This window comes from Burkholderia sp. F1, assembly GCF_050813845.1.
Classification (GTDB): domain Bacteria; phylum Pseudomonadota; class Gammaproteobacteria; order Burkholderiales; family Burkholderiaceae; genus Burkholderia; species Burkholderia ubonensis.
In genome coordinates this window covers 3,114,670-3,129,604 of the sequence record NZ_CP172421.1, presented here as the reverse complement: position 1 = coordinate 3,129,604, position 14,935 = coordinate 3,114,670, and the positions used below count along the sequence as shown (strand labels likewise).

The 14,935-nt window shown below is 68.6% G+C and carries 14 protein-coding genes and 1 tRNA gene; 10 read left to right on the top strand and 5 right to left on the bottom strand.

Annotated elements, in window-relative coordinates; translation table 11 throughout:
• The first annotated feature begins 127 nt into the window (after nt 1-127).
• From ACFIMZ_RS14705 to ACFIMZ_RS14695, 3 genes are all read left to right on the top strand, one after another.
• Nucleotides 128-325, top strand: a complete 198-nt coding sequence (locus ACFIMZ_RS14705) for a hypothetical protein (protein WP_431820146.1) — start codon at nt 128-130, stop codon at nt 323-325.
• 163 nt (nt 326-488) lie between these two features.
• Nucleotides 489-1,907 carry an alpha,alpha-trehalose-phosphate synthase (UDP-forming) gene (gene otsA / locus ACFIMZ_RS14700; RefSeq protein WP_431820145.1) on the top strand — a complete coding sequence of 473 codons (1,419 nt, stop codon included), beginning with the start codon at nt 489-491 and terminating at the stop codon, nt 1,905-1,907.
• Nucleotides 1,900-2,493 (top strand): AAA family ATPase, encoded by a 594-nt coding sequence (locus ACFIMZ_RS14695; protein WP_431820144.1) that lies wholly within the window; start codon nt 1,900-1,902, stop codon nt 2,491-2,493. The genes otsA and ACFIMZ_RS14695 overlap by 8 nt, the downstream gene beginning before the upstream one ends.
• Nucleotides 2,494-2,518: 25 nt before the next feature.
• Here the strand turns inward: ACFIMZ_RS14695 and ACFIMZ_RS14690 are convergent, their stop codons facing one another.
• Nucleotides 2,519-3,886: an MFS transporter gene (locus ACFIMZ_RS14690; RefSeq protein ID WP_431820143.1), complete on the bottom strand. Its 1,368-nt coding sequence runs from the start codon at nt 3,884-3,886 to the stop codon at nt 2,519-2,521.
• A gap of 165 nt (nt 3,887-4,051) precedes the next feature.
• A complete protein-coding gene (locus tag ACFIMZ_RS14685; protein ID WP_431820142.1) occupies nt 4,052-4,432 on the bottom strand; it encodes a DUF5594 family protein in 381 nt (126 codons plus the stop codon).
• A 116-nt stretch (nt 4,433-4,548) separates the two neighbouring features.
• On the opposite strand from ACFIMZ_RS14685, the gene ACFIMZ_RS14680 reads away from it, so the two are divergent.
• Entirely contained in the window at nt 4,549-4,971 is a 423-nt protein-coding gene (locus ACFIMZ_RS14680; RefSeq protein ID WP_431822501.1) for a hypothetical protein, read from the top strand.
• 225 nt (nt 4,972-5,196) lie between these two features.
• Here ACFIMZ_RS14680 and ACFIMZ_RS14675 read toward each other — a convergent pair whose 3' ends face one another.
• On the bottom strand, nt 5,197-5,589 hold the full coding sequence (locus ACFIMZ_RS14675) for a hypothetical protein (RefSeq protein ID WP_431820141.1): 393 nt from the start codon (nt 5,587-5,589) through the stop codon (nt 5,197-5,199).
• A 140-nt stretch (nt 5,590-5,729) separates the two neighbouring features.
• Between ACFIMZ_RS14675 and eco the strand changes: the two genes are divergently transcribed.
• Nucleotides 5,730-6,230: a serine protease inhibitor ecotin gene (eco, locus tag ACFIMZ_RS14670; RefSeq protein WP_431820140.1), complete on the top strand. Its 501-nt coding sequence runs from the start codon at nt 5,730-5,732 to the stop codon at nt 6,228-6,230.
• 204 nt (nt 6,231-6,434) lie between these two features.
• Here the strand turns inward: eco and ACFIMZ_RS14665 are convergent.
• Together ACFIMZ_RS14665 and ACFIMZ_RS14660 are read right to left on the bottom strand one after the other, a co-directional pair.
• A tRNA-Arg gene (locus ACFIMZ_RS14665) sits at nt 6,435-6,509 on the bottom strand.
• A 126-nt stretch (nt 6,510-6,635) separates the two neighbouring features.
• Nucleotides 6,636-6,818 carry a rubredoxin gene (locus tag ACFIMZ_RS14660; RefSeq protein WP_006398668.1) on the bottom strand — a complete coding sequence of 61 codons (183 nt, stop codon included), beginning with the start codon at nt 6,816-6,818 and terminating at the stop codon, nt 6,636-6,638.
• A gap of 199 nt (nt 6,819-7,017) precedes the next feature.
• Between ACFIMZ_RS14660 and ACFIMZ_RS14655 the strand changes: the two genes are divergently transcribed.
• The 5 genes from ACFIMZ_RS14655 to ACFIMZ_RS14635 all read left to right on the top strand — a co-directional run bounded on the left by ACFIMZ_RS14655 (nt 7,018) and on the right by ACFIMZ_RS14635 (nt 14,928).
• Complete coding sequence (locus ACFIMZ_RS14655) at nt 7,018-7,425, top strand: DUF4399 domain-containing protein (protein ID WP_431820139.1); 408 nt, start codon at nt 7,018-7,020, stop codon at nt 7,423-7,425.
• A 210-nt stretch (nt 7,426-7,635) separates the two neighbouring features.
• Nucleotides 7,636-9,582: an ATP-binding cassette domain-containing protein gene (locus ACFIMZ_RS14650; RefSeq protein ID WP_431820138.1), complete on the top strand. Its 1,947-nt coding sequence runs from the start codon at nt 7,636-7,638 to the stop codon at nt 9,580-9,582.
• Between the two features lie 274 nt (nt 9,583-9,856).
• Nucleotides 9,857-11,839 carry a DNA topoisomerase IV subunit B gene (locus ACFIMZ_RS14645; protein WP_431820137.1) on the top strand — a complete coding sequence of 661 codons (1,983 nt, stop codon included), beginning with the start codon at nt 9,857-9,859 and terminating at the stop codon, nt 11,837-11,839.
• A 58-nt stretch (nt 11,840-11,897) separates the two neighbouring features.
• Entirely contained in the window at nt 11,898-14,219 is a 2,322-nt protein-coding gene (gene parC / locus ACFIMZ_RS14640) for a DNA topoisomerase IV subunit A (protein WP_431820136.1), read from the top strand.
• Nucleotides 14,220-14,469: 250 nt separating this feature from the next.
• Nucleotides 14,470-14,928: a CopD family protein gene (locus ACFIMZ_RS14635; RefSeq protein WP_431820135.1), complete on the top strand. Its 459-nt coding sequence runs from the start codon at nt 14,470-14,472 to the stop codon at nt 14,926-14,928.
• Nucleotides 14,929-14,935: the final 7 nt, after the last annotated feature.

The following is a 14,935-nucleotide window of genomic DNA, read 5'->3' as shown; positions in this document are numbered from 1 at the left end:
GAGGGGTCGAAACGTTACAAATTGAAGGTAATTGTTACGCTGGGGTGCAAGCTTCGCGCCTAGACTGTTTTGATATGGAATGTTTCGACGACGGCCGTGCGCCGTTCCGCCCATGAGACACCCAGCCATGCGCCGTTCCAGACGGCCTTCGCAGCAATCGCCCGACACGGGCGCCGGCCGCACGCGGCCGCGCACCGATGCGCCATCCGCGCCGCCTGCCGGCGCGCCCGCCACGACGCCGTCCGACGGCGATCACAACCAGGGTGGGGCCCGCCCGGAAGGGCTCGACTATCAACGCGACCTCGGCGTCGACCAGGACGCGTGACGTCCTTCTCGTTGCAATCCTTCGCCGCATTCGTTGCATTTCTCACGTCTGAACCGCCGCGCGGCAGCCTTCGGGTTGCCGCGCCCGTCACGGCGCGCGCTGTGCGCGCCGGGCATTCGCATGCGCGTTCCACATGCAAACAGACCCTAGGAGGGGAAGCCGCATGAGCAGATTGATCGTGGTATCGAACCGTGTCGCCATCGGCGAGGACGCGCGCCCGAGCGCGGGCGGCCTCGCGGTCGGCGTGATGGACGCACTGAAGGAAACCGGCGGCATGTGGTTCGGCTGGAGCGGCGAGATCGTCGGCGCGCCCGATGCGCCCGCGATCCGGCGCGACGGCAACGTAACCTACGCGACGGTTGGCCTGACCCGCCGCGACTACGATCAGTACTACCGAGGCTTCTCGAACGCGACGCTGTGGCCGGTGTTCCATTATCGCGGCGACCTCGCGCGCTTCGACCGCCAGGAATACGCGGGCTATCTGCGCGTGAACGCCGCGCTCGCGAAACAGCTCGCCGCGCTGCTGAAGCCCGACGACCTGATCTGGGTGCACGACTACCACCTGCTGCCGTTCGCGCATTGCCTGCGCGAGCTCGGCGTGAAGAACCCGATCGGCTTCTTCCTGCACATCCCGTTTCCGTCGCCCGACGTGCTGCGCATGGTGCCGCCGCACGACGAGCTCGTGAAATTCATGTGCGCGTACGACGTCGCCGGCTTCCAGACCGACACCGACAAGCAGGCGTTCGTCGACTACATCGAACGGCGCGGCATCGGCGCGTCGAGCGACGACGGGATGCTGCATGCGCACGGGCGGGTCGTGAAGGTCGCCGCGTATCCGATCGGCGTGTATCCGGACGCGATCGCGCAGGCGGCGGTGCAGTACGGCGCGCGCAAGCCGGTGAAGATGCTGCGCGAAGCGCTCGACGGCCGCAAGCTGGTGATGAGCGTCGACCGGCTCGATTACTCGAAGGGGCTCGTCGAGCGCTTTCAGGCGTTCGAGCGGATGCTCGCGAACGCGCCCGGCTGGCAGGGCCGCGTGTCGCTCGTGCAGATCGCGCCGCCGACGCGCGCCGACGTGCAGACCTACCAGCGCATCCGCGAGACGCTCGAAGGCGAGGCGGGCCGCATCAACGGGCGCTTCTCGCAGCTCGACTGGACGCCGATCCAGTATCTGAACCGCAAGTACGAGCGCAACCTGCTGATGGCGTTCTTCCGGATGTCGCAGGTCGGCTACGTGACGCCGCTGCGCGACGGGATGAATCTCGTCGCGAAGGAGTACGTCGCATCGCAGGACGCGGCCGATCCGGGCGTGCTCGTGCTGTCCGAGTTCGCGGGCGCGGCGGCCGAGCTGCCGGGCGCGCTGCTCGTCAATCCGTACGACCTGTCGCAGATGGCCGAGGCGCTCGAGCGCGCGCTGTCGATGCCGCTTGCCGAGCGGCAGGCGCGTCACGACGAGAACCTCGCGCGGCTGCGCGCGAACGACCTGTCGGTCTGGCGTGACACGTTCGTCGCGGATCTGCGCAGCGTCGCGACGGCCGTGTCGGTGACGCGGCGGGCCGGCCGGCGGGTCGCGCATGTCTGAGCGCGCGCTGGTGGCTGGCGGCGCGGACGCCGGGGCAGACGAGGCCGCCCGGCGCTTCTTCGTCGTGACGGGCGGGCCCGGCTCGGGCAAGAGCACGCTGATCGACGCGCTCGAGCGCGCCGGCTTCGCGCGTTCGCAGGAAGCGGGGCGCGGGGTGATCCAGGACCAGGTGGCGGTCGACGGCCCCGCGCTGCCGTGGCGCGACCGGAGCGCGTTCGCGGAGCTGATGCTGGGCTGGGAGATGCGTTCGCACCATCTCGCGCGGCAGGCGCGCGGGCCCGTGTTCTTCGATCGCGGCATGCCGGACGTGATCGGCTACCTGCGCCTGTCGGGGCTTGCCGTGCCCGCGCACGCGGATGCCGCGGCGCGACGCTTCCGTTATCACCGGCGCGTGTTCATCGCGCCGCCGTGGCCCGACATCTACACGCAGGACGCCGAGCGCCGGCAGGATTTCGCCGAAGCGGTGCGCACTTGCGACGCGATGGTCGAATGCTATGCGTCGTATGGCTATCGGCTGATCGAGCTGCCGCGCGCGAGCGTGAAGGCGCGCGTGCGTTTCGTGCTGGATGCGCTCGACGCGGACTGATGCTGCCTGACGCGCGCCGGCCCGGTCAGGCCGATGCGTTCGGCTGCGGCGCCGCGATGCGCAGCGTGCTGACGACGGCGGCTGCGGCCGCGAACGCGGCGGCGACGTAGAGCGCGACGGTCGGCCCGTGCGCGGGCGCGATCCCGAAGATCAGCGCGACGAGCGCGGCGCCGAGCGTCTGGCCGGTCAGCCGCGCGGTGCTGAGCATGCCGCCCGCGCCGCCGGCGCGCGAGCGCGGCGCCGACGACAGGATCGCGCGGTTGTTCGGCGACTGGAACAGGCCGAAGCCCGCGCCGCACAGCGCCATCCGCCACGCGATGTCGACGCTGTCCGGATGCGCGCCGATCGTCGCGAGCGACAGCAGGCCCGCCGCGAACAGCGCGAGCCCGATCCCGCCCAGCATGCCGGCCGAGTAGCGGTCGGACAGCACGCCGGAGAGCGGCGCGGCCACGACGATCACGAGCGGCCACGGCGTCATGTAGAGGCCGGTCTGCACCTGCGAGAAGCCGAGCGAATGCTGCAGCCAGAACGGCAGTGCGACGAACGCGAGCATCTGCGACGTAAACGACGCGATCGACGTGCAGATCGACAACGCGAACAGCGGGATGCGCATCAGGTCGACCGGCAGCAGCGGCGCCGGCTGCGACAGCTGCCGCTTCACGAAGAACCAGCCGACGACGAGCGCGACCGTCAGCTCCGCCGCGACGTACGCGCCGCGCTCGCCGTGGCCGAGCCCGTCGACGGCCATGATCAGCAGCCCGAACACGCACGCGTTCATCAGCGCGCTCGGGATGTCGTATGGCGCGTTGTGCAGCGGATTGGCGGGGAGTGCGCGCATGCTGCCGAGCACCGCGGCGATGCCGATCGGCACGTTGATCGCGAACAGCCACGGCCATGGCGCGACCGACAGCACCGCCGACGCGATGGTCGGACCTACGGCCGACGACAGCGCGACCACCATCGCGTTGATCGACAGGCCGCGTCCGAGCATCGACGTCGGATAGATCATCCGTACGAGCGCGGCGTTGACGCTCATGATGCCCGCCGCGCCGAATCCCTGGATCACGCGCATCACCGCGAGCGTCGGCAGCGAACCGGCGAGCGCGCAGCCGAGTGACGCGGCGGTGAACAGCGCGAGGCCCGCGATGTAGACGCGCCGGTAGCCGATGCGCTCGCCGAGCGACGCGAGCGGCAGCAGCGTGATCGTGACCGCGAGCTGGTACGCGTTGACGATCCAGATCGATGCGGCGTCGGACGCGCGCAGGTCATGCGCGATGGTCGGCAGCGCGACGTTGGCGATCGCGCCGTCGAGCACGGCGAGCGTGATGCCCAGCGCGACGCAGACGATCGCCCAGTAGCGTTGCGGAAGGGGCAGGCCGGTATCGGGATTCATGGCGGGAACGTGTCGGCCCCGGACCGGGATGTGGCGATGGGGCGTCCTTGTGGGGTTCGACGGCGGGAAGGCTTGGGTGGCGCGGACACCTGCGGGTACGAGCCGGCCGAGTGTATCACCGGGCCGCGCAACGCGTCGTCGACGCCGGCCGGCGGGCTTGCGCGGTCATCCCTCGAAGTCGAGGCCGCCGAGCCGCACGACCGGATCGGCCTGCGTGCGCGATGCGAGATCGACGTCGCGCGCGCCCTGCCAGGCGGACAGCTTTCTCGGCAGCGCGGCCAGGTAGTGCTCGAAGCGCGCTTCGCCTTCCGGCGCCATCAGCCGTTCGATCTCGTCGGTATCCCAGGTGAGCTCGAGGTTCAACGGATGCACGAAGCCGCTCACGTGTTCGTGCGGCGCGCTGCGGACGCGGACCTGAGACGGGTGGCCGTGGCCGCCATACGGGACGACTTCGGTCTGCACATGATCGGCGAAGAAGGCGGCGATCGCGTGCGCAATGCGCGGCGCGAACTCGGTATCGAAACGGCGGGCGGTCTCGGGCTGCATGCAGGCGTCTCCTTGGTCCCGAAAATGTAGCACGGCGCTTGTGCGTTTTGGCTCGCGGGTCCGGCGTAATCGTGCGTTACCACTTGCTGCATCTATTACCGCGGGCCGTGCCCACAATGCATCGCATCCCGTACCACTTCGCGTGGGAGTGCAACATGAAAAAGATCGCTGCAGTGTGTGTTCTTGCCGGTTCGCTCGCCGTCGCCGGACCCGCGTCCGCGCATGACCGCGGCGGCGCCGTCATCGGCGCGCTGATCGGCGGCGCGGTGCTGGGCGCCATCGTGACCTCCGCGCTGAATCCGCCGGTCGCGTATGCCGCGCCTGTGTATCAGGCGCCCGCCTATCAGCCGCCGACGTATTACCAGGCGCCGGCGTATCAACCGCCGGCCTATGCGCCGGATTATCAGCAGGCGCAGTACCAGGACGATGACGGCTATGGCGGCCAGCCGCGCTATTGCTACGACCGCTACCAGCGCGCGTACGTGTGCGGCGCGCCAGCGTCGGGCGGTTACGGCTATGCGCAGCCGGGCGGATGGTGAGCGGCAGGCGCGACGCGGTGTCGCGATCGCGCTCGCTTCGTGAAGGGCGGCGCGGCCGACGCAGGTGTGGGCCGCGCTGAAAAGCGGAAGGCCCTCGCATCGAGCGAGGGCCTTGTTCGTTGGTGGAGCGCGGGTGTCGTGGGAACTGGGCGGTCATGGCGCGCATGCCGCGTCATTCGCGCCGCTGCACGGCGCCCGCGCAGGATACAAACGGTTGCAATTGCGTCAGTGCCAGCGGCCGTTGCCGCGATCGTTGTCACCCTGGCCGCCGCGCCAATCCCGGGCGCCGCCGCTTGCGCGATTGCCTTCGGTCGGGCGGTTGCCGCCGTTACCGCGATTCCAGCCGCCGTTGCCATTGCCGCGATCGCCCCAGTTGCGATCGCCCCAGCCACGGTCGCGTCGCCAGTCGCGGTCGTCGCGCCGGTAATCGCGGCGATCCCAGTCTCGGTCGCCGCCCCAGACGTTGACCGTGCCGTACACAGGCGCATACGCGGGGCCGTACGCGTAGCCGGGGTCCGAGTAATAGGTTTGTCCGTAGCCGTAGCCGGCGTCCGGCGCGACGACGCAGCCGGTCAGCAGCGTGGCGACGGCGGCGGTGGTGGCGATGAGTTTGATCATGGCGTTCTCCCTTGGCGCGAATCATAAGTGGCGGAACGCCACGCATCTGCCACCAATTGTGTCTCAAAATTACAGCGAAGTAAGGTCGGCGCGCGAAAGTGCTAGCATCTGGAACTCATTGTTTTTCCAGGAGCACATCGATGAAATTCGCGATCCGGGCCGCACTGGCCGCCATTTGCGTGACGACCGCCGCCGCGTGCGCGGCGGGGCCGGCGTCGGAGGCCGCTGTGACGGCCGAGTCGATCAAGATGTTCCCGCAGGCTGCGGCTGGCCAGCAGCGCGCGGTGATCGCGCTGCCCGCGCTCGCCGATGAAGCCGGCGCGCGCGTCGAGCTGATGATCGGCAAGACGCTGCAGACCGACTGCAACCAGCAGTGGTTCGGCGGCGAGCTGAGCGCCGAGACCGTACAGGGCTGGGGCTATACGTATTACCGGCTGTCCGGCGTGAAGGGGCCGGCGTCGACGCTGATGGCGTGCCCCGGACAGGCGCCGCGCGAACGGTTCGTGCAGGTGCGCGGCGACGATCAGCTGCTGCGCTACAACAGCCGGCTGCCGATCGTCGTGTACGTGCCGGACGGGTTCGAGGTGCGGTATCGCGTGTGGCGCGCGTCGGATGACGTGAAGCGCGCGGTCGTGCAGTAACGCGTTGGAGTGATGGGCCGCGTGGGTGTCGCGGAACGGCGATGCCTGCGCGGCTCATGTGTATCGGCGGCGCGCGCAGAGGTGACCGCTGGTGCGTGGCAGGTTCGGGACGCACGCCGTCGCACGTGCGACTTGCGCAGCGGGCGTCGTTCAACGGAATTCGGGGAAGCGGGAGAGGCCGATGGCGGACAGCTGGCCGATGTCTGGTCCCCCCGACAGGAATCGAACCTGTATCTAGCGCTTAGGAGGCGCTTGTTCTATCCATTGAACTACGGGGAGAGCCTGCAATTCCGGCGTGTCGCGCGCGGCGCGAACCGGACAGCGGTATGGACAGCGCGCAGAGTATAGCAAACGCGCGTTCGCACCGGCACACGGAATCCGTGCCCGCGCGAACGCGCCGCGCGATCAGAAATCGACGACGACGAAGTCTTCCTTGCCCACGTCGCACAGCGGGCAGCGCCAGTCGGCGGGAATGTCGGCGAAGCGGGTGCCGGGCGCGATGCCCTCGTCGGGCAGCCCTTCCGCCTCGTTGTAGACCCACCCGCAAATCAGGCAGACCCAGCTTTGATATTCGGTCACTTCGCTCATGTTGCGCTCACGATATTGAAATCAGGGTGATGCCGTCCGCGGCCCGGCCGGCGGACGAAACGCGCAATGGTACCGGAATTTCGCCGAACTCGGCCGCAACGTCGTTTTAAACGTGCGCATCGCGAACAGCGCGACCGAGGCACGCGCGCCATGCGTGCGGTGTATGCTTCCCGGGCTGTCCAATCATCAGGAGAAAACGATGCGCAACAGAAAGTGGATCGCGGGTGCCGTGTGCGTGGCGGCGATGGCCGTGTCGACGATCGCGCGGGCCGAGTCGCGCGTGTATTTCGTCGAGCCGGCGGAAGGCGCGACGGTGCGGACCCCCGTGCACGTGAAGTTCGGTCTCGAGGGCGACATGCAGCTCCGGCCGGCCGGCGACATGACGCCGGATACCGGTCATCATCATCTGCTGATCGACGGCCGGCCGATTACGAAGGGCGACGTGATTCCCATGGGCGAACACGCGCTGCACTACGGCAAGGCCCAGACCGAAACCGACATCAGGCTGCCGCCGGGCCGGCATACGCTGACGCTGCAGTTTGGCGACGGCATCCACCGGTCTTATGGTCCCGAACTGAGCCAGACCATCATCGTCAACGCACAGTAAGCGGCGAACCCGCGCGGGTGGCCTGGCCGTCCGCGCGAGGGGCCCGCACCGACCCGCTGCAACCGGCCGTCCGGCACCCGCCGCCCGCGCGCGGCGGCCGGCAACCGGCCCGCACGGCGGGTCTTGCGGCATCATCCGTTCGGCCAGACCGGTGGCGGCGTCCGCCACCGGTACAATGAGCGCTTCCGATTTCTCTTCGCCGTCTTCCCCATGTCGCTTTATTCCATTACCGGCGCGCAGCTCGCGTTCGGTCACGTCGCGTTGCTCGACCACGCGGATTTTTCGCTCGAGGCCGGCGAGCGCGTCGGCCTGATCGGCCGCAACGGCGCAGGCAAGTCGTCGCTGCTGAAGATCGTCGCCGATCTCGCGCGGCCCGATGACGGCCTCGTCACGCGCCAGCAGGAGCTCGTGACCGTCTACGTGCCGCAGGAACCCGAATTCGAGCCCGGCGCGACCGTGTTCGACGCCGTCGCGTCGGGGCTGACGCACACGCGCGAGCTGCTCGAGGAATACGACGCGATCGTGCATCGCCTCGCGGAAACCCCCGAAGGCACCGAGCACGACGCGCTGCTCGCGCGGATGAACGCGCTGCAGTCGTCGCTCGACGCACACGATGCGTGGAGCTGGCGCACGCGCGTGTCGATGACGCTCGCGCAGATCGGCCTCGCGGACGTCGACGCACGCGTCGACGCGCTGTCGGGCGGGATGCAGAAGCGCGTGGCGCTGGCCCGCGCGCTCGTCCTGCAGCCCGACGTGCTGCTGCTCGACGAACCGACCAACCACCTCGATTTCGACGGCATCCGCTGGCTCGAGGAGCTGCTCGTCACGCAGCGCGCGGGCCTCTTGTTCATCACCCACGACCGTGCGTTCCTCGACCGCGTCGCGACCCGCATCGTCGAGCTCGATCGCGGCCGCCTGCTGTCGTATCCGGGCAATTTCTCCGCGTACCAGACGCGCAAGGCGCAGCAGCTCGAAGTCGAGCGCGTCGAGAACGAGAAGTTCGACAAGCTGCTCGCGCAGGAAGAAGTGTGGATTCGCAAGGGCGTCGAGGCACGCCGCACGCGCAGCGTCGGCCGCATCGCGCGGCTCGTGCAGATGCGCAGCGAACGCGCGGAGCGCCGCAACGCGCAGGGCAACGTGAAGCTCGACGTCGCGCAGGGCGAGAAGTCCGGCAAGATCGTCGCGGAGCTGACCGACGTGACGAAGCGCTACGACGGCCGCACGGTGGTCGACCGCTTCTCGACCACGGTGATGCGCGGCGACAAGATCGGCTTCGTCGGCCCGAACGGCGCGGGCAAGACCACGCTGCTCAAGCTGATCCTCGGCGAGCTCAAGCCGGACGAAGGCACGGTGCGCACGGGCACGAACCTGCAGGTCGCGTACTTCGACCAGATGCGCGCGCAGCTCGACCAGGAAAAGAGCCTCGCGGACACGATCAGCCCAGGCAGCGAATGGGTCGAGATCGGCGGCACCCGCAAGCACGTGATGAGCTATCTCGGCGATTTCCTGTTCGCGCCGGAGCGCGCGCGCTCGCCGGTGAAGTCGCTGTCGGGCGGCGAGCGCAACCGGCTGCTGCTTGCGCGCCTGTTCGCGCGGCCCGCCAACGTGCTGGTGCTCGACGAACCGACCAACGACCTCGACATCCCGACGCTCGAACTGCTCGAGGAACTGCTGGCCGACTACGACGGCACGGTGCTGCTCGTCAGCCACGACCGCGCGTTCCTCGACAACGTCGTGACGTCGGTGATCGCGGTGGAGGGCGAAGGCAAGTGGCGCGAATACGTCGGCGGCTTCACCGACTGGCAGATCCAGAGCGAGCGCGCGCAGCAGCTCGCTCAGCAGGACGCCGCGAAACGGGCCGCGAAGGACGCGGCGCCCGTCAAGGAGGAGCCGGCGAAGAGCGCGGCCGGCCGCAACGCGCAGCGCACCGTGAAGCTGTCGTTCAACGAGCAGCGCGAGCTCGAGTCGCTGCCCGACCGGATCGCGATGCTCGAGGAAGAACAGAAGACGATCGGCGCACAGCTCGAGGACGGCTCGATCTTCGCGAAGGATCCGCAGGAAGGCACGCGCCTGACCGAGCGGTTCGCGGCGATCGACGACGAGCTGCTCGCCGCGCTCGAACGCTGGGAGACGCTCGAGGCGAAACGCAAGCCGTGACGCGGGGCGGGACGGCCAGTCGCGCGTGCGTGCGCCACCGGCGCCGCGCCGCCGTGCCGCCCCGCCGCGCTTTTCGTCCGATGGCGCGCCGCGCGGAACCAGTAGAATACGGCGCGTTTCGGGCTCTCGCGGCTCTCGCCGCGCGCCCGCTTTCGGAGCAGTCCAAGCACACCGTTGTTTCGATTCGCTTTTTTACGGAACTCAACGTTTTGTCCACGACGTTATCCACACGAGGTGTGGACAACGTCCCGATGAATGACGAAATTCAGCGCCTATGTCAACGAAGAAGCCCAGCGCGGCCTATAGCGAAGCATCGATCAAGGTGCTCAAGGGTCTCGAGCCGGTCAAGCAGCGGCCCGGCATGTACACCCGTACCGAGAATCCGCTGCACATCATCCAGGAAGTCATCGACAACGCATCGGACGAGGCGCTCGGCGGCTACGGCAAGCAGATCACCGTGACGCTGCACGCCGATCATTCGGTGTCCGTCGAGGACGACGGCCGCGGCATTCCGTTCGGCCTGCACCCGGAAGAAGGCGTGCCGGTCGTCGAGATCGTGTTCACGCGCCTGCACGCGGGCGGCAAGTTCGACAAGGCCGCGGGCGGCGCGTATACGTTCTCGGGCGGCCTGCACGGCGTCGGCGTGTCGGTGACGAACGCGCTCGCGACGCGCCTCGACGTGACCGTCTGGCGCGACGGCAAGATCGCCGGGCTCGGCTTCGCGGAGGGCGACGTCGTGAAGCCGCTGTCCACGCAGGCCGCGGGCCGCGGCGAGAAGAAGTCCGGCACGCGCGTGCAGGTCTGGCCCAATCCGAAATACTTCGATTCGCCGAACCTGCCGCTCGGCGAGCTGCAGCGCCTGTTGCGCTCGAAGGCCGTGCTGCTGCCGGGCGTCGAGGTCGTGCTCGTCAACGAGAAGTCGGGCGAGCGCCAGACCTGGAAGTACGAGGACGGCCTGCGCGGCTACCTGCTCGACGAGATGAACGGCAGCGAGCTGCTGATCCCGCTGTTCGAGGGCGAGCGCTTCGCCGATTCGCGTTCGGGCGACGACACGTTCGCCGAAGGCGAGGGCGCGTCGTGGGTCGTCGCGTGGAGCGAGGAAGGCTCGCTCGTGCGCGAGTCGTACGTGAACCTGATCCCGACGCCGGCCGGCGGCACGCACGAATCCGGCCTGCGCGACGGCCTCTACCAGGCGGTGAAGAGCTTCGTCGAGCTGCACAACCTGCAGCCGAAGGGCGTGAAGCTGCTCGCGGAAGACGTGTTCGCGCGCGTGTCGTTCGTGCTGTCCGCGAAGGTGCTCGATCCGCAGTTCCAAGGCCAGATCAAGGAGCGCCTGAACAGCCGCGACGCGGTCAAGCTCGTGTCGTCGTTCTCGCGCCCGGCGCTCGAGCTGTGGCTGAACCAGCACGTCGAGCACGGCAAGAAGCTCGCCGAACTGGTGATCAAGCAGGCGCAGGCGCGCACCCGCGCGGGCCAGAAGGTCGAGAAGCGCAAGAGCTCCGGCGTCGCGGTGCTGCCCGGCAAGCTGACCGACTGCGAGACCGAGGACATCGCGCGCAACGAGCTGTTCCTCGTCGAGGGCGACTCGGCGGGCGGCTCCGCGAAGATGGGCCGCGACAAGGAATACCAGGCGATCCTGCCGCTGCGCGGCAAGGTGCTGAACACGTGGGAAACCGAGCGCGACCGCCTGTTCGCGAACAACGAGGTGCACGACATCTCGGTCGCGATCGGCGTCGATCCGCACAGCCCCGACGACAGCGTCGACCTGTCGAACCTGCGCTACGGCAAGATCTGCATCCTGTCGGACGCGGACGTCGACGGCTCGCACATCCAGGTGCTGCTGCTCACGCTGTTCTTCAAGCACTTCCCGCAACTGATCGAGCGCGGCAACGTGTTCGTCGCGCGTCCGCCGCTGTTCCGCGTCGACGCGCCGGCGCGCGGCAAGAAGCCCGCGCAGAAGCTGTACGCGCTCGATGAAGGCGAGCTCGAAGCGATCCTCGACAAGCTGCGCAAGGACGGCGTGCGCGACACCCAGTGGAGCATCAGCCGCTTCAAGGGTCTCGGCGAAATGAGCGCCGAGCAGCTGTGGGACACGACGATGAACCCCGACACCCGTCGCCTGATGCCGGTGAAGCTCGGCGAGCTCGACTACGAGTCGACGGTCGCGCGGATGACGATGCTGATGGGCAAGGGCGAGGCGGCCGCACGGCGCGGCTGGCTCGAGGAAAAGGGCAACGAGGTCGAAGCGGATATTTGAGCGCGGCCGGGCATGACGCCCGGTCCTGGCTCGCGCCACCTACGAATACGGATTTCAGATGGACGACAACACTCCCGATCTCTTTACCGGGTCGGACGCGCCTGCGGGCGACGCGCTGACGCTCGGCAACTACGCGGAGCAGGCGTACCTCAGCTACGCGGTCAGCGTCGTGAAGGGCCGCGCGCTGCCGGACGTCTGCGACGGCCAGAAGCCGGTGCAGCGCCGCATCCTGTTCGCGATGAACGAAATGGGCCTCGGCCCCGACGCGAAGCCGGTGAAGTCGGCGCGCGTGGTCGGCGACGTGCTCGGTAAATACCACCCGCACGGCGACCAGTCCGCGTACGACGCGCTCGTGCGTCTCGCGCAGGACTTTTCGCTGCGCTACCCGCTGATCGACGGGCAGGGCAACTTCGGCTCGCGCGACGGCGACGGCGCGGCGGCGATGCGCTACACCGAAGCGCGGCTCACGCCGATCTCGAAGCTGCTGCTCGACGAGATCGACCAGGGCACGGTCGACTTCATGCCGAACTACGACGGCTCGTTCGAGGAGCCGAAGCTGCTGCCGGGCCGCCTGCCGTTCGTGCTGCTGAACGGCGCGTCGGGCATCGCGGTCGGTCTCGCGACGGAAATCCCGTCGCACAACCTGCGCGAAGTCGCGGCGGCGGCGGTCACGCTGATCCGCCATCCGCACCTCACGCACGCGGAGCTGATGGGGCTGATTCCCGGGCCCGACTTCCCGGGCGGCGGCCAGATCATCTCGAGCGACGCGGAAATCTCGACGGCCTACGAGAGTGGCCGCGGCAGCCTGAAGGTGCGCGCGCGCTGGAAGATCGAGGACCTCGCGCGCGGCCAGTGGCAGCTCGTCGTCACCGAGCTGCCGCCGAACACGTCGTGCCAGAAGGTGCTCGAGGAAATCGAGGAGCTGACCAACCCGAAGCTGAAGCTCGGCAAGAAGACGCTGACGCCCGAGCAGCTCAACACGAAGAAGGCGATGCTCGACCTGCTCGACGCGGTGCGCGACGAGTCGGGCAAGGACGCGCCGGTGCGGCTCGTGTTCGAGCCGAAGTCGCGCACGATCGACCAGACCGAGTTCGTGAACACGCTGCTCGCGTACACGAGCCTCGAGTCGAACGCGACGCTGAACCTCGTGATGATCGGCGCCGACGGCCGGCCGGGCCAGAAGGGGCTGCTGACGATCCTCGCCGAGTGGGTGAAGTTCCGCCAGCTGACGATGACGCGCCGCTGCCGCCACCGTCTCGGCAAGGTCGACGACCGGATCCACATCCTCGAAGGCCGGATGATCGTCTTCCTCAACATCGACGAGGTGATCCGCATCATCCGCGAGTCGGACGAGCCGAAGGCCGCGCTGATGAGCGCGTTCGGCCTCTCCGAGCGCCAGGCCGAGGACATCCTCGAAATCCGCCTGCGTCAGCTCGCGCGGCTCGAGAAGATCAAGATCGAGAAGGAGCTCGAGTCGCTGCGCGACGAGAAGGCGAAGCTCGAGGAGCTGCTCGCGAACGAAAGCGCGATGAAGCGGCTGATGATCAAGGAGATCGAGGCCGATGCGAAGCAGTACGGCGACGATCGCCGCACGCTGATCCAGCAGGAAAAGCGCGCGACGTTCGAGGCGAAGGTTGTCGACGAGCCGGTGACGGTCGTCGTGTCGCAGAAGGGCTGGGTGCGTGCGCTGAAGGGCCACGGCCTCGATCCGGCCGGCTTCTCGTTCAAGGCCGGCGACAGCCTGTACGCGGCGTTCCAGTGCCGCACGCCGGACCGCCTGATCGCGTGGGGCAGCCGCGGCCGCGTGTATTCGGTCGACGTGTCGGTGCTGCCGGGCGGGCGGGGTGACGGCGTCCCCGTCACGTCGCTGATCGAGCTCGAATCCGGCACGCACCTGATGCATTACTTCGCCGCATCGGCCGACCAGCAACTGCTGCTCGCGTCGAGCAACGGCTTCGGCTTCCTCGCGAAGGTCGGCGACATGGTGAGCCGGGTGAAGGCCGGCAAGGCGTTCATGACCATCGACGAAGGCGCGGCGCCGCTCGCGCCGATGCCGGTGCTGCCGAACGCGAAGCAGGTCGCGTGCCTGTCGAGCGGCGGCCGGCTGCTGGTGTTCGGCATGGACGAGATGAAGACGCTGTCGGGCGGCGGCCGCGGCGTGATCCTGATGGCGCTCGACGACAAGGAAACGCTCGTGCAGGCGCTCGCGATCGATCCGGCCGGCGTCGTGCTGATCGGCACGGGCCGCGGCGGCAAGGCGATGGACGAGACGCTGTCGTACGCGGCGCTGGCGCCGCACGTCGGCAAGCGCGCGCGCAAGGGCCGCGCGCCGGACACGAAGCTCAAGGTCGTCAGCGAGCTGCGTCCGCTGCTCGGCTGAGCACGCGTTCCGGCGGCATGACAGGCCGCACGGCCGCTTCGGCGGGCGTGCGGCCTTTTTCATGCGCGGTGCGCGACACTTGCAAAATATTGTGAAATCTGACGGCAAGCCTGAACCGCGCGAGGCCGTGCCTGTCGAACGTCGCTCGATGTCGCGCGTGCCATCCGGCGCGCAACGCATTCGCGCATCGCGCAGGCCCGCCGCGTGCCCGGCCGGTCCGCCGTATTCAACTCATAACAGGATGCTCGTCATGTCCCACGCAATCGCCGTCGCGCTGTTTCTTCACCTGCTGGCCGTCGCCGTGTGGGTGGGCGGGATGGTGTTCTCCAACTTCTGCCTGCGCCCGGCGCTGTCCGACCTGTCGCCGCAGTTGCGGCTGCCGCTGATCGAGGGCGTGTTCGGCCGCTTCTTCAACTGGGTCGCGGGGTCGGTGATCGTGATCCTGCTCACCGGCGGCTTCCTGCTGATGCAGTTCGGCGGCGCGCACGCGACCTGGGCGCTGCACGCGATGGCGGGGCTCGGCGTCGTGATGATGCTGATCTTCGGCCACGTGCGGTTCGCGCTGTTTCCGCGCATCCGCCGCGCGGTGCAGGCGCAGAACTGGCCGGACGGCGCGCGCGCGGTGAACGCGGTGCGCCTGCTCGTCGTCGTCAATATCGTGCTCGGCGTCGTGACGATCGGCGCGGCCGTGCTGTCGCGCGGTTTCTGACGGCCGC